The following is a 24,265-nucleotide window of genomic DNA, read 5'->3' as shown; positions in this document are numbered from 1 at the left end:
GGAGAATATTCCATTACATTGGAAACGTATAGGTAATACAATAATTTTACATTCAACATTTGAAAGCGGTTACTTTACGGAAAGGCATTCATAAAGGATTTGAGGTGGTTATGAAATGGACGAAGTATTACTACGAATGACGGGGATTGATAAATTTTTCCCAGGTGTTCATGCATTGAATCAATGTCAATTTGAGCTGAAGCGTGGGGAAGTTCATGCCTTAGTTGGTGAAAATGGAGCAGGGAAGTCTACCCTGATGAAGATTGCAACAGGGGTGTATTCCAAGGATGCGGGTCAGATGTGGTACAAGGGATCTGAGGTGGAGATTGTCAATACACGCGCTGCACAGGAACTCGGGATCAGTATTATTCATCAGGAACTGAATCTAATGCCGCATCTTACAGTGGCCCAAAATATATTTATTGGCCGTGAGCCGCGGAAGGCACTGAAATGGTTCGTTGATGATCTGGAGTTAAATCGTAAAGTGCAGGAATTGTTTAATCAAATGAATCTAAAGCTGGATCCGAAGAGCTTGGTCTCAGACCTGACGGTCGCTAATCAGCAAATGGTGGAAATCGCCAAAGCCTTGTCCTTCAATGCGGAGGTACTGATCATGGATGAACCAACTGCAGCCCTGACAGATACGGAAATTAACGAATTGTTTCGGATGATCGAGAAATTACGATTAGAAGGTGTAGGGATTATATACATTTCTCACCGCATGGATGAGTTGAAACGGATCACAGACCGCATTACAGTCATGCGGGATGGTTGTTATGTGGATACCGTTCGGACGGATTCGGTAACGATTGATCAAATTATCAGCATGATGGTTGGTCGTGAACTGTATCAAACGTCGAAGCCAACGGTTTCGTTGCAGACACAGCAAGTCGTATTAGAGGTTCAAAATCTATCCAGTGGACAGTTGTTAAAGGATATTAGCTTTCATCTGAATAAAGGTGAGATACTGGGCTTCGCTGGGTTAATGGGCGCTGGACGTACTGAGGTTGTTCGTGCCGTATTTGGGGCTGATCCTATCGATAAGGGTGAGATTAAGCTACATGGAAATACGGTTCGTATAAGACAGCCTCATCAAGCGGTGCAGCATGGCATCGGTTATTTATCTGAAGATCGCAAACGATACGGATTGCTTGTAGATATGGACATTAGCATGAATAATGCAATTGCTTCCTTCTATAAATTCCGTAATGTATTCGGATGGATGAGAGATAGGGAGATGCGAAAGTCCGCGGAGCAGCATGCGGAAGCGCTAGCAACTAAGACTCCAAGTGTAAGTCAAAAAGTCAAATTCTTATCCGGCGGCAATCAGCAAAAAGTAGTTATCGGGAAATGGTTAACGAGAGATTGCGATGTGTTGATCTTCGACGAACCAACACGTGGTATTGATGTAGGAGCGAAAAGTGAGATCTATAAGCTGCTTGATCAGCTAGCGAGTGAGGGAAAGGCGATCATTATAGTCTCTTCAGATCTACCAGAAATTCTAAGAATGAGCCATCGCATTATTGTTATGTGTGAAGGACGTATAACTGGTGAACTACTCGCAGAAGAAGCATCGCAAGAAGCGATAATGAAATATGCGACGATGCGTTCATAATCGTTCAAGAGTTTATCGGAGGTGTCAAGGTCATGAAGATCGCAGATAAAGGGATTAGTCAGTCTATCGGCTCTAAGCAAGCCGGGGCGCAATCAGGGTTTAAACAAAAATTGTTAGCATTCGCAAGTTTGATCATACTGGTCATCGTATTTTCAATAGCATCAAGTAACTTTTTTCAATTTTCTAATTTAGTCGGGATCCTCGTCTCTACAGCTGTAATTGGTGTATTAGCACTAGGAGCAACCTTTGTAATTATTACGGGTGGAATCGACCTTGCTTTGGGTACTGTGATGACCTTCTCCTCTGTGATGGTTGGTGTCATCATTACATTCTGGGGTCTACCCGTTCCGCTCGGAATTGTAGGCGGGATTCTTGCTGGTGCACTGTGCGGATTTATAAGTGGCTTAATGGTGGCGAAGATGAATATTCCACCATTCATCGCCACTCTAGCAATCATGATGGTCACTAAAGGATTATCACTTGTTATAACGGGTGCCAAGCCGATTTATTTCAATGATGATCCGATTTTTGCCAAGATTGCAATGGGGAAGATGATCCCAGGCATTCCGAATACCATCATTATCTTCCTATTGCTTGGGGTTATCGCAAGTATCATTTTGTCGAAGACGATTATTGGACGCTATAACTTCGCCCTTGGCAGCAATGAAGAAGCAACTCGCCTATCAGGTGTGAATACGGTCAAATGGAAGATTGTTATCTATACTATCACAGGAATTTTCAGCGGAATTGCTGGTATCTTGATGGCATCTCGACTAAATTCAGCCCAGCCGTCACTTGGCACTGGTTATGAACTTGAAGCTATAGCAGCTGTCGTTATTGGAGGCACATCTTTGAGTGGGGGCGTAGGTTCAATTCTAGGTACGATTATTGGTGCGCTAATTATGAGTGTACTGACGAATGGCTTACAAATTATGTCCGTTGCTCAGGAATGGCGGACAGTCATTGTCGGTGTTGTCATCATCATAGCAGTATATGCTGATATTCTTCGCCGACGGAAGCAGTGAACGAGGTATTATCTCCATACGGAGTGATATACAAACAAATGACGAGGGGGAAGATTAAATGAAACAACGTCGAAGAGGGATTATCTTGCTTGCCAGTTTGTTACTGGCTACTACCTTACTTGGTGCTTGTAACAACAGTGATAGCAAAAAAAGTGCTTCCGGTTCAGACAAACCATACATCCCAGTCATTTCAAAAGGCTTCCAGCATCAATTCTGGCAAGCGGTGAAGCAAGGAGCCGAGAAGGCTGCGAAGGAGTTTAATGTTGAGATTACGTTTGAAGGACCTGAAAATGAGAGTCAGGTAGATAAACAAATTGAAATGTTGCAGACGGCTCTAGACAAGAAACCGGCAGCCATCGCATTAGCAGCTCTAGACAGCAAAGCAGCGATTCCATATCTGGAAAAGGCAAAGGAAAACAATATTCCAATCATTGGCTTTGACTCCGGTGTAGATAGCGATATTCCTGTAGCAACAGCAGCGACTGACAATAAAGCGGCAGCAGCTTTGGCAGCTGATAAAATGGCTGAGTTGATCGGCAAGAAGGGTAAAGTAGTTCTAGTCGTACATGACCAAACGAGCAGCACAGGTCAACAGCGTCGTGATGGCTTTTTAGAACAAATGAAAGCGAAATATCCCGATATTGAAGTCTTAGAACCGCAATATGGCGGTGGAGATCAGTTGAAGTCCACGGATCTTGCAAAGGCGATGATGCAGGCAAATCCAGACCTTAAAGGGATCTATGGCTCAAACGAAGGATCTGCAGTAGGTGTGGCTAATGCGGTAAATGAATTGCAAATGGGTGGAAAGATTGTGGTCATCGGATTTGACTCCGGTAAACAGTTAATGGATGCTATTCGAAGTGGTGTTGTGGCCGGCGCTGTTACACAGGATCCCATTGGTATCGGTTATCAAGCGGTGAAGGCAGCAGTGCAGGCGATTAAAGGGGAAACCGTAGAAAAGAATATTGACACCGGGTTTCACTGGTACGATAAGAACAATATAGATTCCGATGAGATCAAACCTCTGCTGTACGAATAGAAGAGATTAATAATAGAGGTTGCCTCAAGAAGGCAACCTCTATTATGCTTATCCCCAAAGGTAAACTTTTACATTATAAGTAATCGATGAATTCATAGCTGAGGAGGTGTTGGATGTACAAGATTATTCTAGTTGATGATGAAGATGAGGTTCGTGAGGGGATTAAACAGAAGATAGCATGGAATAACCATGGTTTTGAACTTGTTGGAGATTTCGATAACGGCAGAGATGCTCTTGATGCAGTAGAGCAGTATCGACCGGATGTGATTATTACAGATATTTGCATGCCCTTTATGGATGGACTAGGTTTGGCCAAAGCTGTAATGGAAAGATACCGGGACATGAAGGTCATTATCGTAACTGGTTATGAAGACTTCGAATACGCCAAGCAGGCTATATCTTTGAAGGTGACTGAATATTTGTTAAAACCGATCAATGCTCGTGAGTTTGCCGAGTATCTAAGCAAAATGAAGCAGGATTTAGATGAAGAGCATTTACAAAAGGCCAATATTGCTAAGCTTCGCATGCAATTAAATCAGAGCTTTCCTTTGTTACGCGAACGATTTCTAGAGAAGCTTGTTACTACTCGAATGAGAAATGAAGAGATCGAGAATAAAATGAATTATTTCCATATACAGCTGCGGGGTGCGGTTAACCTTGCAGTCGTAATAGATATAGAAATTGAGAATCGGAGCCTGGATATTGCTTCAGAGGCTGAGCTGCTACGCTTTGCCGCTTTTAACATTGTGCAGGAACAACTTGAAAAGGAGCAGGGCGGTGTGGTGTTTCAGACGAGAGATGGTAAACTCGCCGCGATATTATCAGGGGATTCCGAGGAGATCGAAGTCACAACACAACTTCTTGCGGATCAAGTACAAACCAGTTTGAACAAGTATTTGAAGCTGACGGCAACCATCGGCATCGGTAGAAAATACGCTGGCTTGCAGCAAATTCCACAATCCTTTCAGGAAGCGATTTCATCCATAGAATACCGATATCTATTAGGCATAGATAAGGTTATCTCCATACAGGATCTTGAGTTTGGCAAAGGATTGGATCAAGCACACTTCTCTTCATGGGAAAAAGAATTCATATCCGCGTTGAAGACCGGTAAAGCATCAGCGATCTCGGAGGTCCTCTCAAAATGGTTTCAGGAGCTAAAGAGCAACAGCTCTTCTATAGAAGATTGCCGCAGTAGCATCTACCAAATGCTCGTCTCTCTAATGAACTATGTGGTCGATATCGGATTCCCAAATACAGAGCTTGTTTCGCATAATATGTTTGCTGAGGTTGCAGCCCTTAAGACTTTAGATGAAGCAAGAAATTATTTAGAGAGAACTTGCCATGAGCTGATACTCAAGTTATCGGAACAAAGAACAACCGTCAGAACCTCTCAGATGAAAGCAGCAGAAGCTTATATTCGGGAGAATTATTGTAATGACAGCTTTTCACTTAATGAGCTGTGCAGCCATATTTTTATGAGCATCAGTTATTTCAGTGCGACTTTTAAACAGCATACTGGAGAGACTTTTATTGAGTATTTGACTCGCCTCCGTTTGGAAAAAGCTAAAGAACTCCTTACCGTCACACAGTTGAAGACTTATGACATCGCTGCTAGAGTTGGCTATGCTGATCCTCAGTATTTTAGTGTGATTTTCAAACGTAATGTTGGGATCACACCGAAGGAATATCGACAGCGAAAGAAGGAGAATCTTCTTCTATGAAACCTCATCGTTTCTTCCGAAGTCGAAGTATTCATAATAATATCGCCATTTCTTTTTCACTTCTTATCCTCTGTACGACTATAGTGCTGAGCTATACTTCATATCGACTTTCTTCTGCTGCTGTTATGGGGAATTCTGTAGCTTATACTTCACAATTAATAGAACAAGTAAAACTGAACATTGAAAATTATATTAGTAACATGGAGAGTATTGCTGCTCTGGTGTTAACTAGCAGTGATCTTGAGAGATATGTAAAAGGTTCGAGTTCGGGACAAGAAGGTAAAGTCAAAGATAAGCAGTTAGCCAGCCAATATCTTCGATCTGTCGTCCAATCCCGCACCGATATTTCTTCAATAGTGTATGCAAGCTCGGAGGGGATAACGGTGTCGGATCGACTGGACGCAGTTTTGAAACCGCTTCCTGAATTGATTACCCAAGAGTGGTATCAGCAAGCAGTGAACCAAACCGGTGTAGCTGTCTCCTCCTCACATGTTCAGCACATATTTCAGGATGAATACCGATGGGTAGTGTCGATCAGTAGAAAGCTTTCAGATACCTTTTCAGAAATGGAAGCAGATCGACAGGGTGTGCTGCTTGTGGATCTTAATTACAGCGTGATTAACAATTTGTGTAAACAAATCGAACTGGGAAAGCGCGGTTATGTATTCATTGTGGATCCCTCAGGGAGCCTAGTCTATCATCCTCAACAGCAGCTGATCTACTCGCAACTCAAGTTTGAACAATTGGAAACCGTTCTTGGGATTAAGAGCGGCTCGGTTACGGTGAACACAGGGAACGAACAGAAGCTATACACCGTGGATACAACCAGCTTTGGCTGGAAGATTGTGGGGGTTACCTATCCGGATGATCTGGTTGCAAACAAACAGCAGATGCAAGGGACGGCTGCCTTGTGGGGAGCTGTAAGCTTGATCTTTGCCATGGCAATTTCCGTGCTTCTTTCTTACGCACTGACTAAGCCGCTCAAGAATTTGGAAATCAACATGAAAAAGGCTGAACGCGGAGAGTTCGACATTCGCGTGGAGATTGAGAGCACGAACGAAATCGGCAAGCTTGCCCGAACATTTAATTTGATGATTATGAAGATTAAAGAGTTAATGAGCCAGATTGTTATGGAGCAAGAAATGAAACGCGTGAGTGAGTTGAAGGCACTACAAGCACAGATTAAGCCCCACTTTTTGTATAATACCCTAGACTCAATCATCTGGATGGCAGAGACCGGAAAGATGGAGGAGGTGGTGGAAATGACCTCATCATTATCGAAGCTGCTGCGTTCTACAATCGGTGAGGGTGAGGAATTGATCCCGATCGCACGAGAACTAGAACATATTCGGCACTATTTAACGATTCAGAACATGCGCTATCGCCATAAATTCACTTATTCAATAGAGGTGCAGGAAGATATTCTTAAATGCAGTATATTGAAATTAGTCCTTCAACCCTTAGTTGAAAATGCGATTTATCATGGGATAAAACATAATCCTGAGCAAGGCCACATCCTGATTAGGGGAAAAAGAGAGCACAACGATATTACCATTCAGATAATTGACAATGGTGTAGGCATGAATCCAGAGCAGATGGGCAAGTTACTGCTTCAAAAAGCAGATTACAGGATGGGTAGTGGAGTAGGTGTCGCGAATGTGAACCATCGCATTCAGCTTTATTTCGGAGATCATTACGGTTTGTCTTTTGAAAGTGAAATGGAAGAAGGGACGACGGTCACTTTAAGAATTCCTGCGCTCTATGAGGAGGAGAATCCATGAGCTCACTATGGTCAAAAATAGGCCTGTCCGCTCTATTGTTATTCTTCATAATAGCGCTCGGGTGGGTAGGTTATCGTATGTTTACGAATGAGCTTGATCCAAAAGTCAGAACCATTATCTACGTTCCTAAGACTATCGACACCAGTATTGAATTCTGGGAGGTAATGAAACAAGGTGTAGCGACTGCAGCCAAGGAATTCGGTGCAGATGTCCATACGATAGGAACAGATACCGAGCTAGATGTGGATAAGCAGATTCAACTGCTGGAACAGGCGATTGAGGAGAAGCCCGATGCCATTATTTTAGCTGCTACCGACTATTATCGTCTCGTTCCGGTTGCAGAGCAGATTAAGGCTGCGGGTATCACTCTTATTACAGTGGATTCAGGACTAAACGGCGGTGTATCAGAAAGTTTTATCGCCACAGATAATTACGAAGCAGGACGTAAAGCAGCGCAGAAGTTGATTGAAAATATTCATAGCGACGATAAAGTCGCCATTATGAATTTTGTACCTGGCTCCGCTACAGCTATTGAGAGGGAGAAAGGGGTTCGTGATGCTTTATCTCAGAATGGAGTAGATCATGTGCACGATACCCTTTATAGCAATGGTTCTTCCCAGAAGGCATACCAATTAACTGTTGAACTTCTAAAGAATCAGCCGCAACTGAAGGCAATCATTGGCTTAAACGAGCCATCTACATTAGGAGCGGGTCTGGCAATTATGGATTTGGGCTTAAAATCAAAAGTGAAGCTGGTGGGGTTCGACAATTCCAGTAGTGAGGTTCATTTGCTGGAGAAGGAAATTATGCTGGGCACGGTGATTCAAAAACCTTTTACCATGGGGTACCTGGCCGTGAAAACTGCACTTGAAGTCGTTTCAGGTCATAAAGTAGACTCTGTTATGGATACAGGCTCCGAATTCATTACGAAGGAAAATATGTATACAAGCGAGAATGAAAAGTTAATGTTTCCTTTTATAGAATAAAAAAAGGAGAGTCCAAAACCGTTAAGGCTTTGGACTCTCTCTTTTGTAAAAGTATAAGGTTTCATAAGTTGTTTAATATGTCGGCAAAAGACTGCTGTAACGGCGTTAATATATGATCTTTTCGCCACGCCAGAACAAAACCACCGCTCTCAGGTAAAACTCCCGGTAGAGGAGCATAAGAAAGACGACCTAATTCAAGTTCTGCTTCAATGCTAGCTTTAGAACAAATTCCTACGCCACCCCCCTCGCAAACTAACTTCTTTAGGGTCTCAGGTGAATTCAACTCGGATCGGTTCCATAAACGAAAATGATTTAATTCTGCCCATTGATCTGCAAATCCCCGTAAACAAGAGCCAACTTCATGCTGAATCCAAGGTTCAAGCGCGATCTGTTCTGGTGTTAATTTTTCTATAGTTTCGAATGGATGACCAGGTGCAAAAATGAGCACAGGCTCGTCGCGGACAATGAGCTGAAAGTTAAAGGATTCATCATACCAATCAGAAGTGTGTAAAATAGCTATTTGAATTTCTCGGCTTCGGAGTCGTTCCTTTAACAAATAATCACTTTGGATCGTCATGGAATTATTAATCCCCGGATATTGTTTCATGAATTGGATTAACGCTTTAGGTAAAATATAAGTTGCAGGAATATAACTTGCTTCCAGCTTTAATGTACCTTGTGAAGGGGAAGCAAACTGTTTAACAGTGCGTTCAGCTTCAGACGTAAGTGAGACAATCTTAAGTGCATATTGATAAAGGGCCCGACCTGCATCTGTGAGCAGTACTCTTCCACTTCGATATAGGAATAAAGGCGTTCCAAATTCATTCTCTAGATTCTTCATATGAAAAGATACGGTGGGTTGTTTAAGGCCTAACTCAGCAGCTACATCGGTTACTTTCTTATATTTTTCAAGTAGGATAACGATCTTTAATTTTATAATATTCATGACTTTCCTCCGCACAAAGCTTAGTTGAATAACAAATTATATGTCCATTATAGATTAAATCTATACATATATATAGTTTCTATTGGTATTTTTATCGTTGGCTTTACAAAGTTAAGAAGTTTCTCTAACGAACGAGCTCTAGAATAAGAAGAGTCAGAGGGGCCAAGAAGCTCCCGACAACAACATTAACATATGCGTACAATGCAATTTTACAGTAAACAAGCATATGGGGGCCAAAGCTCCACAACACCATGTTAAAGCTTTCGAAGCCAGTTCCGTATGAACTGTATGAGGAAGCCGTGCTAACAAAACATTTAGGAGGAGACAAAACAATGCAATTCAAAAAATCTTGGGTTATGACTTTGGCTTTAACAAGCGTACTGGCACTTTCGGCCTGCGGTAATGGTGGGGCAAACAACACGGGAGGAAACGCTGCAGCTACAAATGAAGGTAGCGGCGCTAAAATAAGTGGTTCGATTCTAGCTTCAGGTTCAACAGCACTACAACCATTGGTTGAGCTGGTAGCCGAGAATTTCATGGATAAAAATGCTGGTGTGGACATTCAGGTTCAAGGCGGCGGTAGTGGTACTGGTCTTACTCAAGTAGCTGAGAAACAAGTAGATATTGGTAACTCTGACGTATTCGCAGAAGAAAAACTAAAAGATGCAGATGCAGAAAAAGCGGCAGCTCTTGTAGATCATCAAGTAGCAGTAGTAGCGATCGCAGCAGTAACTCATCCGGATGCTGGTGTGGACAGCTTGACTAAGCAACAGCTTATCGATATTTTCACAGGAAAAGTTACAAACTTTAAAGAAGTTGGCGGAGCGGATCAAAAAATCCAAATCATCAACCGTCCAGGCAGCTCCGGTACTCGCGCAACCTTTGAAAGCTTTGCACTTGGAACTAAAACTGAAGATATCCCAGGATCGATTCAAGAAGATTCCTCCGGTACTGTTAAGAAAATGATCGGAGAAACTCCAGGGGCTATCGGTTATCTGGCTCTTTCATACCTTGATGATTCAATCAAAACACTTAGCCTTGATGGTGTAGAAGCATCTGTAGACAATGTTATTTCTGGTAAATATCCAGTATGGGCTTACGAGCACATGTATACAAACGGCGAACCAAATGAAACAGTAAAGGCATTCCTTGATTTTTTCTTGACAGACGAAGTACAAACAGGTGAAGTCGTTGAGCTTGGATACATTCCAGCAGTAAAAATGCAAGTTACTCGTGACGTTGCAGGAAATGTTACAGCTAAGTAATTCACTTCTAAGTAATTTGTAAGGATTAGAATCTCAAGTGATTAGAGGCGGATACATCTGCCTCTCTTTTCACTTTAGAAAGAGGGAGCAATTGAGGGTGAAACTAAAGAACTCACGCATCGAGAAACATCATATTGAAGATTTTGTGGGACGTACATATATGTCCTTCTGTGTACTGCTATTGATAACAATCATTGTATCGATGGTATATTTTGTGGCGTCTAAAGGTATTTCAACTTTCACAAGTGGCGATGTTAGCGTTACTGATTTTCTATTCGGAACAAAGTGGTCACCTGAAGCAGATACGCCATCCTTTGGTGCTTTTCCGTTTATCACTGGATCCTTCTTAGTTACTCTTCTTGCAGCATTGATTGCTAGTCCACTTAGCCTTTGCGCTGCGCTGTTCATGACTGAGATTGTCCCAGGATGGGGCAAAAAATTGCTTCAGCCTGTAATCGAGCTGTTGGCAGGTATCCCTTCAGTTGTGTATGGTTTCATCGGATTAAGTGTTATTGTACCGTTTCTACGCAACAACCTGCCTGGTCAAGGCATCGGGGTAGCTGCAGGCGCGCTTGTGCTCTCGGTCATGATTCTTCCGACGATTACAAGCGTGGCTGCAGACGCGCTGGCTTCATTGCCGCAAAATTTAAAGGAATCCTCCTATGCGCTTGGTGCCACCCGGTGGCAGACGATCTCTCGAGTGATTATTCCGACAACGTTTCCTGCTATTATGACTGGTATTGTACTGGGGATGGCACGTGCATTCGGTGAAGCCCTTGCTGTACAGATGGTTATCGGGAATGCGCCATTCGTACCAAAATCACTCTTTGAATCAGCTTCTACCCTGACGAGTGTAATCACGCTTGGAATGGGGAACACAACCATGGGCTCTGCGCACAATAATGCTCTGTGGAGTATGGCACTGGTTCTTATGCTGATGACCTTTGTATTTGTCTTCTTTGTGAGACTGCTTGAAAGGAGAAATAAGATTTGAAGCCGAGAACCGTAAATAAAATTGCCACAAGCCTTATTGTGTTTTTCGCATTGCTCATCGTAGCTATTCTGGTTGGTCTATTAGGATATATCCTCTTTCGAGGTCTTAGTCACATTAGTTGGGATTTTCTATTCTCTGCACCGCAAAAAATTCGAGCAGGTGGAGGAATTGGCCCTCAGCTATTCAACTCCTTATTCCTTTTGGTACTCACGCTAATAATTACAGTACCTCTTGGACTGGGTGCCGGTATTTACATGGCTGAATATGCTCGTCCAGGGAAAATCACCGGCTTTATTCGCTTAATTGTTGAGGTATTATCATCGTTCCCTTCAATCGTAGTCGGCTTGTTTGGTCTATTGCTGATTGTTAACTATTTTAATCTTGGCTTTTCCTTAATCTCTGGAGCACTGGCATTGACGGTCTTTAATCTACCGCTGATGGTTCGGATTACGGAGCAAGCTTTCCGTAGTGTTCCGAAGCAACAAAAAGAGGCTGGTTTTGCACTAGGATTGTCCAAGTGGAAAATCGTAACCTCCGTGTTGTTCCCAGTAGCATTACCAACGATTATTACGGGTACTATTTTGTCCGCTGGCCGTGTCTTTGGGGAAGCAGCCGCGTTGATGTTCACTGCAGGAATGAGTAGTCCAAGACTAGATTTCACCAACTGGAATCCACTTAGTCCGAACTCACCACTGAATCCTTTCCGTCCAGCTGAAACACTGGCTGTTCATATCTGGAAGGTAAATAGTGAAGGCCTTGCTCCTGATGCCGCGCAAATTGCTGCGGGAGCTTCAGCAGTACTTGTAATTATGGTGTTAATCTTCAACTTGGCAGCACGTTATTTCGGTAGATTTATTTATCGTAAGCTTACAGCTTCAAAAAGAATGAACTAATTCCTAAAAACTAAAGTAGAGATGTAGGAGGAGTAATCGATGGGAACGTCGGCAACAGCAGTGCGTGAATCTTTTCAAACCGAGGACCTGAGTATTTTTTATGGAACATATGAGGCAGTAAAGGGGATTAGTCTTCCTTTTGCTGAAAATACGGTTACTGCACTGATCGGCCCATCCGGCTGCGGTAAATCAACCTTTCTTCGTTCACTGAACCGTATGAATGACGAAATCTCCGGATCAACAACCAAAGGAAGCATCTGGATAGATGGCGTTGATATTAATGCTCCTGGAACAGACGTGATCAAACTGCGTCAGAAGATCGGGATGGTTTGGCAAAAGCCGAATCCGTTCTATAAATCCATTTATGATAACATCGCTTTTGGACCTAAGTACCATGGTGTTAAAGGAAAAAAAGCACTTGATGAGATCGTAGAGAGCAGCCTTCGTAAAGCAGCATTGTGGGATGAAGTAAAGGACCGTTTAAAAGATTCAGCATTAGCTTTGTCCGGTGGACAACAGCAGCGTCTTTGTATTGCAAGAGCGTTGTCAGTTAACCCACAAATTCTACTCTTGGACGAACCAGCCTCCGCACTAGATCCGGTTTCTACTGGTAAAGTTGAGGAGCTCATCAAGGAGTTAAAAGAAGAGCTTCGCATTGTAATTGTGACGCACAACATGCAGCAAGCTGCACGGATTTCTGATTATACGGCTTACTTTTATCTGGGATCTCTTGTAGAATACGATAAGACGGATAAAGTCTTTACTAATCCTGAGAATCAAATGACACAAGAATATATCATGGGTCGTTTCGGCTGAAGCCTTTCAACATCGTTCCTTAGGGAACGGTGTTTTTTTGTTTCTATTATTTGCAAAAGGCAGATAGATACTGTATCATTAATGATAATGATTATCATTATTACTATAGGGAGTGGATCTCATGACACAAACTCAACCGACTCAAAAGAATAGCGTAGCTGAAGTAATAAGAGAAAGACGCTCTATTAAGCTTTTTAAAAAAGATCCACTGCCACAAGGTCTATTAGAGGAGTTGTTAAATGTAGCGGTATGGGCGCCCAATCACGGGGTGCGTGAGCCGTGGAGATTTATTGCTTTTCAAGGTGATGGTACAAAGTTCTTGGCTGAAGCGGCATTTGCTTTCGTGAAACGTGCTTTTTCTGATCCTGAAGTGGCTGCTAAGCGAAAAGAATATATCTCAAATATTCCTTTAACGTTAATTGTGGTGATGCCTGAAGATCCTCGGCAGAGAGAGTGGGATGAGGATTTTGCAGCAGCGTCCGCACTTGTACAGAACTTTCAGCTAGCGGCTTGGGAACAAGGCGTAGGCACGATTTGGAAGACCGATCCTTATATCAATAATCCTGATTTCCGCAGCAAAATTGGCGTGAAGCCAGGTGAAAAAATAATTGCCATGATTCATGCCGGATATCCGGAAACCGTGCCAGACAGCCGTCCACGGACGGATGCTTCGGAACTACTGCAGATCATTGATAGCTATCCAGAGAACGATGTAGTGGAATAAGCAGGATACTATACGGTATTTGAATAGAGATTATCAAAGGGATATATATGTCTAAAGCATCCGAAGGGGTGCTTTTTTTGTTGCTTAGAACTCGTCAAAGAAACTGTGATATTGAATTGTGTAGATATATTGGTCAGCATGTTAGTAGCAATATATAATGTACACAATGATTGGTATAGATTACACTTGGGTAAAATGGATGTATCTACATAAGGAGGAATTGGCGTGGGGGAGAACAAGAACATCAAGATGAAACTGGCTCGTATACAAAAAGATCTTTCCCAAGAACAGTTAGCAGAAGTAGTAGGGGTTACAAGACAGACGATTGGCCTGATTGAAGCCGGGAACTATAATCCGACACTTAAATTGTGCATAGCCATATGCAAGGCATTAGATCGATCATTAAACGATATTTTTTGGGAGGAATAAGATTGAAAGGGTCAGGAATTTAGGATGAGTTGATTATTACTGAAATTCAGAAGCCTAGTACGCATGGGTTTATGATAGTGTTCGTGGGTTTCTTGAGTCTTTTGTAAAAGTGTTTGTGCAGATAAAAATCTAGATGGTTAGAAGAATGGATCATTCACTCTTGCGAAACTAATATGATTAGTTTATATTTAAGCTAATACCATTAGTTTTGTGGAGGGGTTATCATGAGAGTAACACGTGAAGCTTTTTTGCTACAGCTGACTTGGATGCCAAGAGTGTTTCCTGTGAATTGTTACATGATTGAGGAAGAGAATGAATTGACTTTGATAGATGCAGCCATGCCGTTCAGTGTAAAAGGAATTATAGATACCGCAACGAAATTAGATAAGAAGATCACTCGTATTATATTAACGCATGCGCATGACGATCATGTAGGTGCACTGGATGAGCTGAAGAAGCAGCTCCCAGACGCTCAGGTGTACATTTCTGAAAGGGATGCGGCATTGCTACGCGGAGATCGTTCACTTCGTGAGGGGGAACCTCAGACTCCTATAAAGGGAGGCGTGCCCAAGAAGGTAACAACGAGACCAGATGTATTGCTCCATGATGGAGATACCATAGGTTCATTAACAGCAATTCTAACTCCTGGTCATACTCCTGGATCTATGTCTTTCATTGATTCTCGAAGCGGCGCTGTTATCGTTGGAGATGCTTTTCAAACCTTCCGAGGAACCGCTGTTTCAGGCACCGTAATTCCTTGGTTTCCGTTTCCGGCTATGGCAACCTGGAGTAAAGAACAAGCATTAAAAAGTGCGACTAAGCTTCTAGAGGCTTCCCCGACTATACTGGCTACTGGACATGGAGACTTACTTAGGAACCCAGTACAAACCATGGAGAAAGCTATTCACAAAGCACAAATGATTCAAGATAGGAGTAATTAAAATGTCACCTAGAGCAGGATTAGATCGTCGTACGCTAGTTATTGCAGCAGCAGAAATCGCCGATCATGAAGGAATAGAGGCCGTAACCTTAGCCGCATTGGCTAACAAACTAGGTGTTCGTTCTCCGTCTTTATACAATCATATTAACGGGCTACAGGAATTGCGCACACAACTTGCGATTTATGGACTAGGTGAGCTTTCCAATGTAATGAACAACGCCGCTAAAGGCTTTAGTGGAGACCACGCTGTACAGGCGATGGGGCGAGCATATGTGGACTTTGCACGAGCCCGACCAGGATTATACGAGACAACGCTGCGATCCCCTGAACAGGCAAATACGGAGCTGGAAACGGCAAGTGATCATATTTTGCAGCTGATCATTCATGTGATGAAGGATTATCAATTAGGTGAGGAAGGAGTAATTCATGCCGTTCGCGGGTTACGAAGTATTCTGCATGGATTTGCCTCTTTGGAGCAAAAAGGCGGTTTTGGATTGCCTCTTGATACGAATGTAAGTCTATCTCGGCTCATCAGCACTTTTATTGCTGGGATAGGAAATATGAAGTCTAATTAATGGAGTACATAGGAGATGATGTAGTGATGTATACGGGATATGAAGAAGGCAGTGTCACCACTTTTGAAGAAGCTGCAGCAATTGTCGCCAAGATTGGGATATTGCCGCTTGCAACCCTGATTCCTGAGCACCCATCTTTAAACGGATTAACGAAAGCGGAGAATTGGCATACAGGATCAGAGCTAGATCCGTGGTCATGGCGTGTAAGGTTTCCTGGTGAAGGTCTAGCCGGATATGGGAAGTTTGTTAAGAAAAAAGCTATCTTAGTCTCTAGAGACTGGTTTCCAGCATTTGTTGCAGCTGTAGGCAGTAATAAATCTATAGAAGAACGATATAATGACGGATTGGCAAGCAGAGAAGCAGTTGCCTTACTACAAATTATCCGTGAACATCAAGGGATTGATACGCGTATCCTTCGTGCGGAAGCTGATATGAAAGCTAAAGAAATGAAGACGGCATTCGATAATGCGGTTACGGAGCTTCAGGCTTCACTAGACATCGTTATTTCAGGTGTAAAAGAACGCAAAAATGCAGAAGGAGAGAAAAATGGCTGGAGTAGCACCTCGTTTGAGACCGTAAGTCATTGGATGGAAGATAACGGTCTTTCCACATTTGAGGGTGACAGAGGAGAGGCAGTTGCTTGGTTACAATCCGGAATGAGTGACATATGGTCGCCTTCAGCAATTGCATGGACGAACAAAGCATTCTCATGGAAATAAGAAGAAACGATGTTGTAGTCAATAAAAACGGTTAATCACTACTCCCATGAGAGTGATTAACCGTAAGCGTTTTCTAATAAAGTCATATCCATCACATTATTGTTCCAACATTGGTGCCAAGTAAGCAATCAGGAAATACAAGAATCCGAAAAACAGCATAACATAGGCGGTATATTTGATTGCATTAGATGCAACAATTCTTGAATCCACCGGTGCTTGAATTTCTAGCTGTTCTTCTTCAACGCTGTCAATTTCATTGGATATTGGATCTCTTAACATGATAATCCCCTCCTTGGAAATTCAATCCTTAACTGTATTGTGACATATTTGTGAACGGAAATCAACAATAGTGTGAACAATTATTGAACTTTTATTCAAATTTGGACTATTTATTTTCTGAATATCTAGTATGCAATAAAAAACAACCTGCTTTTGTCCTCGGAAGAGGAACCAAGCAGGTTGTTTGGCATTTTATTTATTCAATAATTTAAGCGGACAAACTAAGCCCAATCGCCGTCACGGAAGATAGGTACGGTTGTTCCATCATCCTTAATACCATCTATGCTCATTTCAGGTGATCCCATCATAAAATCAACATGTGTATGGCTTTGATTCATTCCTTTTTCCTGCAATTGTTCTTTGGTCATTGTCGTCCCCTCGTGAAGGGTAAAGGCATATGCTGCACCTAACGCCAAATGGCAGGATGCATTCTCATCAAACAACGTAGTGTAATATAGAATACCGCTCTCTGAGATTGGGGAGTGGAAAGGCACCAACGCGACTTCTCCCAAATAAGCTGAACCCTCATCTAACGCGATAAGGGAAGCCAGGGTTTCTGAACCTTGTTCAGCTGTGAAATCCGTTACTTTACCGTTCTCAAAGGTGAGGGTGAAGTTGTCAATAAGATTCCCACCGTAGCTAAGCGGTTTAGTGCTGCTTACCTTACCGTTCACACCAGACTTCAGTGGGGCAGTAAATACTTCTTCAGTTGGGATATTGGCGAGGAAAGGAACACCTTTGCCATTAACAGCTCCCGCCTGACACCAAATATGCCCCTCAGGAAGCTCAATCGTCAAATCGGTTCCTGGCGCTGTATAATGCAGCTTACGGAACTTATTATCATTCAATGTAGCACAACGTGCTTTTAGACCCTCTAAATGTTGACTCCAGGCTTGAATAGGATCAACTTGATCCGCACGTGTGGCTTTAAATATAGCTTCCCATAGCAAATCAATCTGCTGATCAGGTGCTGCCTCAGGGAATACCTTTGCCGCCCACGATGGTGATGGGAAGGCTACAATACTCCAGCTCGCGTGATTCCCCATTAACAATTCACGATATGGAGCTAATGTCTGTCCGGAGATCCGCTGATTATCCGCAATTCTTCCTGCTTCAACACCGCTCAATAGATCTGGATTCGTTGATGTTATTGAAAGAAATGCAGCCCCCTTTTTAGCCAGATCTTCCAATTCATCCGCTTGCCATTGCGGCGGTTCCAAGAAGGAATCGGAGGGAGCAAGGTCATAACGTGTCCGTGTAACAACCTCGTCACTATAATTAACCTTGACGAGCTTCGCACCCGCTTCATAGGCTTTACGTACCACAAGACGTACTAGTTCAGCAGAAACGATGTCGGAATTTACAACAAGGGTCTGCCCAGGTTGGATATTTACACCAATCTTCACTGCCAGCAACGCATAATTTTCAAGTTTTTGCTTGAAATCCAACATAGTCTCAACTCCTCCCAATATCTCTAGTCTTTTATTTCATAGTTGCAATAATTAGAACGCCCAGTTTCCATTTAGGAATACGGGTTCTTCGGTTCCATCAGCAGAGATACCATAAATGTTCATCTCCGCTGAACCGATCATGAAATCCACATGGGTGACACTATTATTCAAACCATGTGCAATCAGTTCATCAGGAGTCATATCTTTACCGCCCTCTAAGCAGAAAGCATAAGCCATACCTATTGCTAGGTGATTGGATGCATTCTCATCAAACAAGGTATTGTAATAAAGAATATTGGACTCAGAGATAGGAGACTTGTGAGGAACTAATGCAACTTCACCGAGGTATTTTGCTCCTTCATCCATACTAATGAGGTGTTCTAGTGCTTCTTGGCCTTGCTCTGCACTAACACTTACAATTCGTCCGTTCTCAAAAGTAATAGAGAATCCATCGATGATATTACCACCATGGCTAAGAGGTTTTGTGCTTCGTACGGTGCCATTTACACCAGTCTTTAGGGGAGCAGTAAATACTTCTTCGGTAGGCATATTGGCTACAAAAGAATGACCTTTAGCATTAATGCTATCTCCTTGTGCCCAAATATGGCCTTCTGGAAGCTCGATGCTTAGGTCCGTACCAGGTGCTATGTAATGCAGCTTTTTATATTTTTTTGCGTTGAGTACATTTGCTTTTTGATCTAAGGTGTCGAGATGTTCCTGCCATGCAGCTACCGGATCTTCACGATCAAGGCGTACGGTGTGGAAAATAGCCTCCCAAAGCTTATTTACACGCTCTTCAGCTGGAACATCCGGAAATACTTTATCTGCCCATGCCTGACATGGTACTGCAACAATACTCCAGCTAACTTTGTCGGACATTTGCATTTCACGATATTTGGTGAGTGCGGCTCCCCGAACTTTTTGATAATTGGAAATGCGCACGGGATCGATGCCTTTAAGTGCATCAGGATCTTCCGCGATCACGTTAAGAATAGCTGCACCCTTCTCGGCGAGTTCGGTCATTTCACCTGCGTACCAAGTAGGAGGTTCAGTGAACACTTCTGGAGCAGCATGTTCAAACTGCTGGCGTGTAATGCTCGCATCACTCCAGTTCACCTTCACCAAGCTTGCTCCAATCGCATATGCCTTGGCGGTGATCATACGAACAAAATCTGCTGCAAGAATCGGCGCATTCACCACTAGAATTTGTCCTGGTTGAACGTTAACCCCAATTTGCACAGCTAGATCTGCATATTTACTAAGCTTTGCTTCGAAATCAGTCATCGATATTTCCTCCATTTGCTAATAGTTTGGTACTAAACAAGCATTGTACTAAATTATTAACCGCCGGATGAAAAAAGTCAATTACATGGAATTTACAGTGTAAATTGAGGAATTACATTCATTTCAATGCTATACTGAGAGAGGAAATGATTTGATGAAAGGAAGGACGATTAGCGGATGAATTTAGAGATCGTAAGTGCTGAAATGAGCCGTAAAGAGGATAAAAGCTATGTAGGGAGGACTATATTCACTCTCGAAAACCATAAGGCTCCATATGAGATTACTTTTTTCAGTACAAGAGGAACGGAATGGGATTACAGCCTAAGCTTTGCAGGTGAACCTGGAAGCGAAGAGCAGTTCTTAGAAACTGACGCGCTGCTTGAGAATGATGATGATATATACAATCAGTTGCTTGATGCAGCACTAGATAAACAAGAGATTGTCGAAGAGTAAAACATAGAATTGTTGATGTGATTAACAGCGGCAATTTTGATTGCCGCTGGTTACATCACACCTTAACCGATTGTAATCTTTCCTTCAGGATAGCGGTAAAGTTCCTTACTTCCCTTAGGCTTGAGTGCATAAGCTAAAGTAAGCGGACCCGTCCGACCCAGAAACATTAGAATAATGATGAGCAGTTTACCCGCAGTAGTCAGTTCTGGTGTAAGTCCCATGGAGAGACCGGAAGTCCCGAATGCCGAAACGGATTCAAAGAGTACAGCAAGGAAATCAGCCTCCTCTGTTACGGATAACAACATCGTAGCGATGACAACTAGCATCAGAGACATTAATGTCATTGTCACAGCTCTATAGACATTTTCTTTAGCAATCCGGTAACGAAACATTACAATATCCTCTTTACCCCGTAACCTTGCAGATACCGCAGCCACCAGAATAGCGAATGTAGTAATCTTAATTCCCCCACCAGTAGACCCAGGCGCAGCTCCTATGAACATTAGCATAATCATAAGAAATTGTGTTGATTCCCGCAAAAGTGGTATTTCAATCGTGGTGACACCGCCTGAACGTGGCGTTATCGCTTGTAATAAGGTGGCCATCATCTTCCCACCAGCACTCAACGGCTTAAGCGTAGAATTAAACTCCAACAAGAAAAATAGAGCAGCACCAATGACAATCAATATGGCAGAGGTTGAAAGAACAACCTTTGAATGAAGTGTTAGCTTCTTGCGTTTTGGAAAGTCCAACACATCGGATAGGACGATAAATCCGATCCCTCCAAGGAATATGAGGGCCATCGAGGTAAAGTTAACAATAGGATCATTAACATACCGAGTAAGTCCGCTAAAGGGTCCGTGAATGTCACCAAACAGGTCGAAGCCTGCATTATTAAAGATAGATATACTATGAAAAATTCCATAATAGACAGCTTTCCCAAAAGGCATGTCCATAATAAACCTTAAGGTAAACAAGAAGGCACCTGAAAGCTGAATAACAAGGGAATAAATCAGCACTCTACGGATTAGCAGTACAATACCTTGCATCGAATTTTGGTTCATGGATTCTTGCATAAGAATTCGCTCTTTTAAGGATATTCGTTTATTAAGGACCAAAGTAATCAATGTAGCCATTGTTACAAAACCCAGCCCGCCGAACTGAAATAATACGAGTAGAACAACTTGTCCAAAGGTAGTCAGCTGTGTCCCTGTATCAATGACTGCCAAACCAGTAACACAGGTTGCCGATGTTGCCATGAATAATGCATCAATAAAAGAAATTTTCCCTTCTACTGAAGAGGCCGGGAGACTGAGCAATATACTTCCGGCGGTGATAAGTATAACAAATCCTAGTGATAAGACTTTAGGTGGAGTTAGTTTCAATCTACCGAAGTTCAGGTTAGCCAATTCAATTCTCCTGTCATACGTGAAATTAGAGTAGTGCTCACAAAATTATAACATAACTTACCAGACCTTCCCTAAGGGGAGGGAGGTAATTGACATATTTTATCGAATTATTCTAGAATAACACCCTATTCTGCAAACTTAAAGAGGAGGCTTTCTTAATGGTGATAAGTCCGATTCTGAATCAGATTGGTGCGGTTTTTATTCCGGTAAAGGATATTGAGAAATCTAAAGAATGGTATTGTCAATTGCTTGGGTTACCTTTGGATGGTGAAGTATTATTCGGGCATTTATATGTGATCCCCATGCAGGGACCAGAAATCGTATTAGACAGCAAAATTTACACTTCTGAATCCGTTCTTAATATTCCCTCTTTTCATCTAAATACTGAAGATATAGATGCTGCTTATGATTATGTGAAAGCAAATGGCGGTGAGATTCTTACAGATATCGAGCATGACCATTGGTTTAATTTTAAAGATCCTGATGGAAATGTGATCATGGTCTGTCGTTGTTAAAATTGAGTAAGAAAGGAATAGACAGATGATAAGAGAAGCTGTTCCTGAAGACGCTGTGTATATTGAAAGTCTTTATCGAATGTTGTTACCTGAGCAAACAGCTATTCAAGTGTCACCAGAACGACTGAAGCGGATCGCTGAGAATACGGATAGCTTTCTTTATGTGTGCGAAGAAGAAGGAACTATTATTGGGACGCTTCATCTTCATTTGTGTATGGATGCATTATGTGACGATCGACCCTTTGCTGTCATTGAAAGAGTTATCATAGCACAAGAGGTGAGAGGGAAAGGACACGGAGCAAAATTAATGAGATACGCTGAGCATGTAGCCACCTCTAGGGGAGCCCTTAAGATCATGTTATCGAGTGCGGTCAGAAGGGAGGATGCACATCAATTTTACGAACATCTTGGATACAATAGCAGCTCCAGTAAGCTGTTCAAAAAGTACTTATAGCTATTTATGATTGGAAGTGATGAGATGATGGTTACCCTTAAAGTGCTGATTCCAGAGGATGCAGAGGAATTACTTCGTCTACAGCATCAGTTGGATCAGGAAACGAAATTTATGTTATTAGAACCTGATGAACGAAAATCAAGTCTTCATCAGGTCAAAGAGATGATCGAAAGCTTCGCTTCAGCAGATACTTCAATCCTTATTGGTGCAGAGGTAGATAACTCTTTGATTGGTTTTATGTCGATTAGAGGTGGAAGTGTTAGACGCAATCGCCATAGTGCGTACATAGTCATTGGCATTCTCAGACAATATCAAGGTCAGGGAATCGGCGCGGCTCTATTCCGAGAGTTGGATAGATGGGCTAGGGATACTGAAATTGTTAGACTTGAGCTAACAGTCATGACACATAATGAGCTGGCTATATCTCTTTATATCAAAAATGGGTTTGAGATCGAAGGGACGAAAAGAAAATCGCTTGTGATTGATGGCCAGTGGGTAGATGAATATTACATGAGTAAGATTCTGGTACAAGAAAAAAGGATAGAGGATCAGATTTAATCTGATGACTCTACCCTTTTTTTATGTTTAAGAGCTTATGAATGCTCTAACTCTGAAGATTCAGTGTTCTCTGTAGTCTCAATGATGACTTCAACCTTGCGTACACGATATCTGTTCATCTCACGAATGATTAAGGTTACGTGGTCATGAACAATACTTTTACCAACGGCTGGATCTGGGATATGGCTGTATAGCCAGCCTCCAATAGTAGTCACTTCCTCATCTTCGAAATCAAGACCGGTGAGTTCCTTGACCTCAATTAGAGATACCTTACCGTCGAACAGATAATTTGTATCGCTAATTTTCTCAACTTCTCTGCGTTCATCACCGTCAAATTCATCTCGAATTTCACCAACGATTTCTTCTAAAATATCTTCAATCGTAATGAGTCCAGACGTTCCGCCATATTCATCAAGCAGCAGGGCGATATGCACCCGCTCCATTTGCATACGTGTTAAAAGATTCTTAACAGGTGTTACCTCAGATACGGTCAGGACAGGCTGGATCAAGCTTTTGAAATCAAAATCAGGATTGTTATCATATTGCAAATAAAGCTGTTTTGTATTGATCATTCCGATGATATTATCCTTGCTACCCTCTGCAACCGGGAAACGAGTATATTGTTCCTTGCGGATAATCTCGAAATTTTCTTTCAATGAATGATTGGTGAAAAGACATACCATATCGGTTCGTGGAACCATGATTTCTTTAGCCAACATCTCATCAAAAGTAAAGATACGGTTTACATAGCCATATTCAGCTTTATTGATTTTTCCACTTTCATAGCTCTCGGACAAGATCAAACGAATCTCGTCTTCACTATGTGCGTCTCCATGCTCACTGGCAGGCTTCATCCCGAAAAGGCGAACAAGCAAATTTGCGGAACCGTTCATAAACCAAATGAGTGGGTACAAAATTCTGTAGAACCAAATAATCAGCGGTGATGTAATTTGACCAATTCTTTCCGGAATGTTTATAGCTACCGTCTTCGGAGCAAGTTCACCGACAACGACGTGTAGGAATGTTGCAATAATGAATGCAAATGCAAATGCAAGAGGGTGACTCACACTTGAACTAATGTTAGCCCAGTCGAATACCGGAAGGAGCAGTTGCTCAAATGCCGGTTCTGCTAGTGCACCAATACCCAGAGCAGTGATCGTAATCCCGAGCTGACACGCGGATAAGTATCCGTCAAGATTAGCGGAAACCCGTTGTACAGCTAACGCATTCTTCTTTCCATCGATCACCATTTGACTGATCTGGCTACCTCTAAGTCTCACCAATGCAAATTCCGTTGCTACAAAAAAAGCGGTTAAAATAATCAAAATAGCCACCAACGTCAAACTAAGTCCTATACCCATATAATCTTTACCATCCCTTTCGTTCCTAAA

General features: G+C 42.4%; 25 protein-coding genes. 19 read left to right on the top strand and 6 right to left on the bottom strand.

The genetic code is table 11. From position 1 onward, the window contains the following. Positions 1 to 115: 115 nt before the first annotated feature. The 6 genes from ACDZ28_RS24935 (at position 116) to ACDZ28_RS24910 (ending at position 8,170) form a co-directional block, all read left to right on the top strand. The gene (locus tag ACDZ28_RS24935; RefSeq protein ID WP_375103056.1) at positions 116 to 1,615 is read left to right on the top strand and encodes a sugar ABC transporter ATP-binding protein; all 1,500 of its coding nucleotides are present in this window, start codon (positions 116 to 118) and stop codon (positions 1,613 to 1,615) included. 32 nt (positions 1,616 to 1,647) lie between these two features. Continuing rightward, positions 1,648 to 2,640, top strand: coding sequence for an ABC transporter permease (locus tag ACDZ28_RS24930; RefSeq protein ID WP_042128147.1), 993 nt, complete (start codon positions 1,648 to 1,650; stop codon positions 2,638 to 2,640). A gap of 58 nt (positions 2,641 to 2,698) precedes the next feature. Then, the gene (locus ACDZ28_RS24925) at positions 2,699 to 3,679 is read left to right on the top strand and encodes an ABC transporter substrate-binding protein (RefSeq protein WP_375103055.1); all 981 of its coding nucleotides are present in this window, start codon (positions 2,699 to 2,701) and stop codon (positions 3,677 to 3,679) included. 113 nt (positions 3,680 to 3,792) lie between these two features. Beyond that, positions 3,793 to 5,403 carry a response regulator gene (locus ACDZ28_RS24920; protein WP_375103054.1) on the top strand — a complete coding sequence of 537 codons (1,611 nt, stop codon included), beginning with the start codon at positions 3,793 to 3,795 and terminating at the stop codon, positions 5,401 to 5,403. Continuing rightward, positions 5,400 to 7,184: a sensor histidine kinase gene (locus ACDZ28_RS24915; protein WP_375103053.1), complete on the top strand. Its 1,785-nt coding sequence runs from the start codon at positions 5,400 to 5,402 to the stop codon at positions 7,182 to 7,184. The genes ACDZ28_RS24920 and ACDZ28_RS24915 overlap by 4 nt, the downstream gene beginning before the upstream one ends. Further along, positions 7,181 to 8,170: a substrate-binding domain-containing protein gene (locus ACDZ28_RS24910; protein ID WP_375103052.1), complete on the top strand. Its 990-nt coding sequence runs from the start codon at positions 7,181 to 7,183 to the stop codon at positions 8,168 to 8,170. The genes ACDZ28_RS24915 and ACDZ28_RS24910 overlap by 4 nt, the downstream gene beginning before the upstream one ends. A 61-nt stretch (positions 8,171 to 8,231) precedes the next feature. On the opposite strand, the gene ACDZ28_RS24905 is transcribed toward ACDZ28_RS24910, so the two are convergent. Then, positions 8,232 to 9,116 (bottom strand): LysR substrate-binding domain-containing protein, encoded by an 885-nt coding sequence (locus tag ACDZ28_RS24905; protein ID WP_375103051.1) that lies wholly within the window; start codon positions 9,114 to 9,116, stop codon positions 8,232 to 8,234. A gap of 332 nt (positions 9,117 to 9,448) precedes the next feature. On the opposite strand from ACDZ28_RS24905, the gene ACDZ28_RS24900 reads away from it, so the two are divergent. From ACDZ28_RS24900 to ACDZ28_RS24860, 9 genes are all read left to right on the top strand, one after another. Beyond that, positions 9,449 to 10,381, top strand: coding sequence for a phosphate ABC transporter substrate-binding protein (locus ACDZ28_RS24900; protein WP_042132223.1), 933 nt, complete (start codon positions 9,449 to 9,451; stop codon positions 10,379 to 10,381). A 91-nt stretch (positions 10,382 to 10,472) separates the two neighbouring features. Continuing rightward, the gene (gene pstC, locus ACDZ28_RS24895) at positions 10,473 to 11,375 is read left to right on the top strand and encodes a phosphate ABC transporter permease subunit PstC (RefSeq protein WP_042128137.1); all 903 of its coding nucleotides are present in this window, start codon (positions 10,473 to 10,475) and stop codon (positions 11,373 to 11,375) included. Then, positions 11,372 to 12,268, top strand: coding sequence for a phosphate ABC transporter permease PstA (gene pstA, locus ACDZ28_RS24890; protein WP_042128135.1), 897 nt, complete (start codon positions 11,372 to 11,374; stop codon positions 12,266 to 12,268). The genes pstC and pstA overlap by 4 nt, the downstream gene beginning before the upstream one ends. A gap of 39 nt (positions 12,269 to 12,307) precedes the next feature. Next, positions 12,308 to 13,084: a phosphate ABC transporter ATP-binding protein PstB gene (gene pstB / locus ACDZ28_RS24885; protein ID WP_042128132.1), complete on the top strand. Its 777-nt coding sequence runs from the start codon at positions 12,308 to 12,310 to the stop codon at positions 13,082 to 13,084. Positions 13,085 to 13,205: 121 nt separating this feature from the next. After that, positions 13,206 to 13,808 (top strand): nitroreductase, encoded by a 603-nt coding sequence (locus tag ACDZ28_RS24880; RefSeq protein WP_042128130.1) that lies wholly within the window; start codon positions 13,206 to 13,208, stop codon positions 13,806 to 13,808. A gap of 249 nt (positions 13,809 to 14,057) precedes the next feature. Next, positions 14,058 to 14,237, top strand: coding sequence for a helix-turn-helix transcriptional regulator (locus tag ACDZ28_RS24875; RefSeq protein ID WP_042132222.1), 180 nt, complete (start codon positions 14,058 to 14,060; stop codon positions 14,235 to 14,237). A 224-nt stretch (positions 14,238 to 14,461) separates the two neighbouring features. Then, positions 14,462 to 15,178: an MBL fold metallo-hydrolase gene (locus ACDZ28_RS24870; protein ID WP_375103050.1), complete on the top strand. Its 717-nt coding sequence runs from the start codon at positions 14,462 to 14,464 to the stop codon at positions 15,176 to 15,178. Position 15,179: 1 nt separating this feature from the next. Further along, positions 15,180 to 15,752 carry a TetR/AcrR family transcriptional regulator gene (locus tag ACDZ28_RS24865; protein WP_375103049.1) on the top strand — a complete coding sequence of 191 codons (573 nt, stop codon included), beginning with the start codon at positions 15,180 to 15,182 and terminating at the stop codon, positions 15,750 to 15,752. A 26-nt stretch (positions 15,753 to 15,778) separates the two neighbouring features. Further along, positions 15,779 to 16,471, top strand: a complete 693-nt coding sequence (locus ACDZ28_RS24860) for a hypothetical protein (protein ID WP_375103048.1) — start codon at positions 15,779 to 15,781, stop codon at positions 16,469 to 16,471. A gap of 96 nt (positions 16,472 to 16,567) precedes the next feature. Here ACDZ28_RS24860 and ACDZ28_RS24855 read toward each other — a convergent pair whose 3' ends face one another. The 3 genes from ACDZ28_RS24855 to ACDZ28_RS24845 all read right to left on the bottom strand — a co-directional run bounded on the left by ACDZ28_RS24855 (position 16,568) and on the right by ACDZ28_RS24845 (position 19,485). Continuing rightward, complete coding sequence (locus ACDZ28_RS24855; RefSeq protein ID WP_042128123.1) at positions 16,568 to 16,750, bottom strand: hypothetical protein; 183 nt, start codon at positions 16,748 to 16,750, stop codon at positions 16,568 to 16,570. Between the two features lie 221 nt (positions 16,751 to 16,971). Continuing rightward, on the bottom strand, positions 16,972 to 18,201 hold the full coding sequence (locus tag ACDZ28_RS24850; RefSeq protein ID WP_375103047.1) for an aminopeptidase: 1,230 nt from the start codon (positions 18,199 to 18,201) through the stop codon (positions 16,972 to 16,974). 51 nt (positions 18,202 to 18,252) lie between these two features. Continuing rightward, positions 18,253 to 19,485 (bottom strand): aminopeptidase, encoded by a 1,233-nt coding sequence (locus ACDZ28_RS24845; RefSeq protein WP_042128118.1) that lies wholly within the window; start codon positions 19,483 to 19,485, stop codon positions 18,253 to 18,255. A 177-nt stretch (positions 19,486 to 19,662) separates the two neighbouring features. Here ACDZ28_RS24845 and ACDZ28_RS24840 point away from each other — a divergent pair, with 177 nt between their 5' ends. Continuing rightward, positions 19,663 to 19,938: a hypothetical protein gene (locus ACDZ28_RS24840; protein WP_042128116.1), complete on the top strand. Its 276-nt coding sequence runs from the start codon at positions 19,663 to 19,665 to the stop codon at positions 19,936 to 19,938. Between the two features lie 62 nt (positions 19,939 to 20,000). On the opposite strand, the gene ACDZ28_RS24835 is transcribed toward ACDZ28_RS24840, so the two are convergent. Continuing rightward, positions 20,001 to 21,347 carry a TrkH family potassium uptake protein gene (locus ACDZ28_RS24835; RefSeq protein ID WP_375103046.1) on the bottom strand — a complete coding sequence of 449 codons (1,347 nt, stop codon included), beginning with the start codon at positions 21,345 to 21,347 and terminating at the stop codon, positions 20,001 to 20,003. Positions 21,348 to 21,505: 158 nt separating this feature from the next. Here ACDZ28_RS24835 and ACDZ28_RS24830 point away from each other — a divergent pair, with 158 nt between their 5' ends. From ACDZ28_RS24830 to ACDZ28_RS24820, 3 genes are read left to right on the top strand one after another with little or no spacing between them, the layout of a single operon-like run. Continuing rightward, positions 21,506 to 21,862, top strand: coding sequence for a VOC family protein (locus ACDZ28_RS24830; protein ID WP_375103045.1), 357 nt, complete (start codon positions 21,506 to 21,508; stop codon positions 21,860 to 21,862). A 25-nt stretch (positions 21,863 to 21,887) separates the two neighbouring features. Continuing rightward, a complete protein-coding gene (locus ACDZ28_RS24825) occupies positions 21,888 to 22,316 on the top strand; it encodes a GNAT family N-acetyltransferase (RefSeq protein WP_076120527.1) in 429 nt (142 codons plus the stop codon). A gap of 24 nt (positions 22,317 to 22,340) precedes the next feature. Next, complete coding sequence (locus tag ACDZ28_RS24820) at positions 22,341 to 22,874, top strand: GNAT family N-acetyltransferase (protein ID WP_375103044.1); 534 nt, start codon at positions 22,341 to 22,343, stop codon at positions 22,872 to 22,874. Between the two features lie 35 nt (positions 22,875 to 22,909). Here the strand turns inward: ACDZ28_RS24820 and ACDZ28_RS24815 are convergent, their stop codons facing one another. Further along, positions 22,910 to 24,235, bottom strand: a complete 1,326-nt coding sequence (locus ACDZ28_RS24815; protein ID WP_076120528.1) for a hemolysin family protein — start codon at positions 24,233 to 24,235, stop codon at positions 22,910 to 22,912. Positions 24,236 to 24,265 lie beyond the last annotated feature (30 nt).

Source organism: Paenibacillus sp. RS8 (assembly GCF_041956825.1).
In the GTDB taxonomy this organism is placed as follows: domain Bacteria; phylum Bacillota; class Bacilli; order Paenibacillales; family Paenibacillaceae; genus Paenibacillus_AQ.
This window is presented reverse-complemented; position numbering and strand designations above follow the sequence as displayed.

Coding starts and splice junctions, on each gene's coding strand:
- ACDZ28_RS24935 (WP_375103056.1), top strand. CDS start 116: ATGGACGAAGTATTACTACGAATGACGGGGATTGATAAATTTTTCCCA.
- ACDZ28_RS24930 (WP_042128147.1), top strand. CDS start 1,648: ATGAAGATCGCAGATAAAGGGATTAGTCAGTCTATCGGCTCTAAGCAA.
- ACDZ28_RS24925 (WP_375103055.1), top strand. CDS start 2,699: ATGAAACAACGTCGAAGAGGGATTATCTTGCTTGCCAGTTTGTTACTG.
- ACDZ28_RS24920 (WP_375103054.1), top strand. CDS start 3,793: ATGTACAAGATTATTCTAGTTGATGATGAAGATGAGGTTCGTGAGGGG.
- ACDZ28_RS24915 (WP_375103053.1), top strand. CDS start 5,400: ATGAAACCTCATCGTTTCTTCCGAAGTCGAAGTATTCATAATAATATC.
- ACDZ28_RS24910 (WP_375103052.1), top strand. CDS start 7,181: ATGAGCTCACTATGGTCAAAAATAGGCCTGTCCGCTCTATTGTTATTC.
- ACDZ28_RS24905 (WP_375103051.1), bottom strand. CDS start 9,116: ATGAATATTATAAAATTAAAGATCGTTATCCTACTTGAAAAATATAAG.
- ACDZ28_RS24900 (WP_042132223.1), top strand. CDS start 9,449: ATGCAATTCAAAAAATCTTGGGTTATGACTTTGGCTTTAACAAGCGTA.
- pstB (WP_042128132.1), top strand. CDS start 12,308: ATGGGAACGTCGGCAACAGCAGTGCGTGAATCTTTTCAAACCGAGGAC.
- ACDZ28_RS24880 (WP_042128130.1), top strand. CDS start 13,206: ATGACACAAACTCAACCGACTCAAAAGAATAGCGTAGCTGAAGTAATA.
- ACDZ28_RS24875 (WP_042132222.1), top strand. CDS start 14,058: ATGAAACTGGCTCGTATACAAAAAGATCTTTCCCAAGAACAGTTAGCA.
- ACDZ28_RS24870 (WP_375103050.1), top strand. CDS start 14,462: ATGAGAGTAACACGTGAAGCTTTTTTGCTACAGCTGACTTGGATGCCA.
- ACDZ28_RS24865 (WP_375103049.1), top strand. CDS start 15,180: ATGTCACCTAGAGCAGGATTAGATCGTCGTACGCTAGTTATTGCAGCA.
- ACDZ28_RS24860 (WP_375103048.1), top strand. CDS start 15,779: ATGTATACGGGATATGAAGAAGGCAGTGTCACCACTTTTGAAGAAGCT.
- ACDZ28_RS24855 (WP_042128123.1), bottom strand. CDS start 16,750: ATGTTAAGAGATCCAATATCCAATGAAATTGACAGCGTTGAAGAAGAA.
- ACDZ28_RS24850 (WP_375103047.1), bottom strand. CDS start 18,201: ATGTTGGATTTCAAGCAAAAACTTGAAAATTATGCGTTGCTGGCAGTG.
- ACDZ28_RS24845 (WP_042128118.1), bottom strand. CDS start 19,485: ATGACTGATTTCGAAGCAAAGCTTAGTAAATATGCAGATCTAGCTGTG.
- ACDZ28_RS24840 (WP_042128116.1), top strand. CDS start 19,663: ATGAATTTAGAGATCGTAAGTGCTGAAATGAGCCGTAAAGAGGATAAA.
- ACDZ28_RS24830 (WP_375103045.1), top strand. CDS start 21,506: ATGGTGATAAGTCCGATTCTGAATCAGATTGGTGCGGTTTTTATTCCG.
- ACDZ28_RS24825 (WP_076120527.1), top strand. CDS start 21,888: ATGATAAGAGAAGCTGTTCCTGAAGACGCTGTGTATATTGAAAGTCTT.
- ACDZ28_RS24820 (WP_375103044.1), top strand. CDS start 22,341: ATGATGGTTACCCTTAAAGTGCTGATTCCAGAGGATGCAGAGGAATTA.
- ACDZ28_RS24815 (WP_076120528.1), bottom strand. CDS start 24,235: ATGGGTATAGGACTTAGTTTGACGTTGGTGGCTATTTTGATTATTTTA.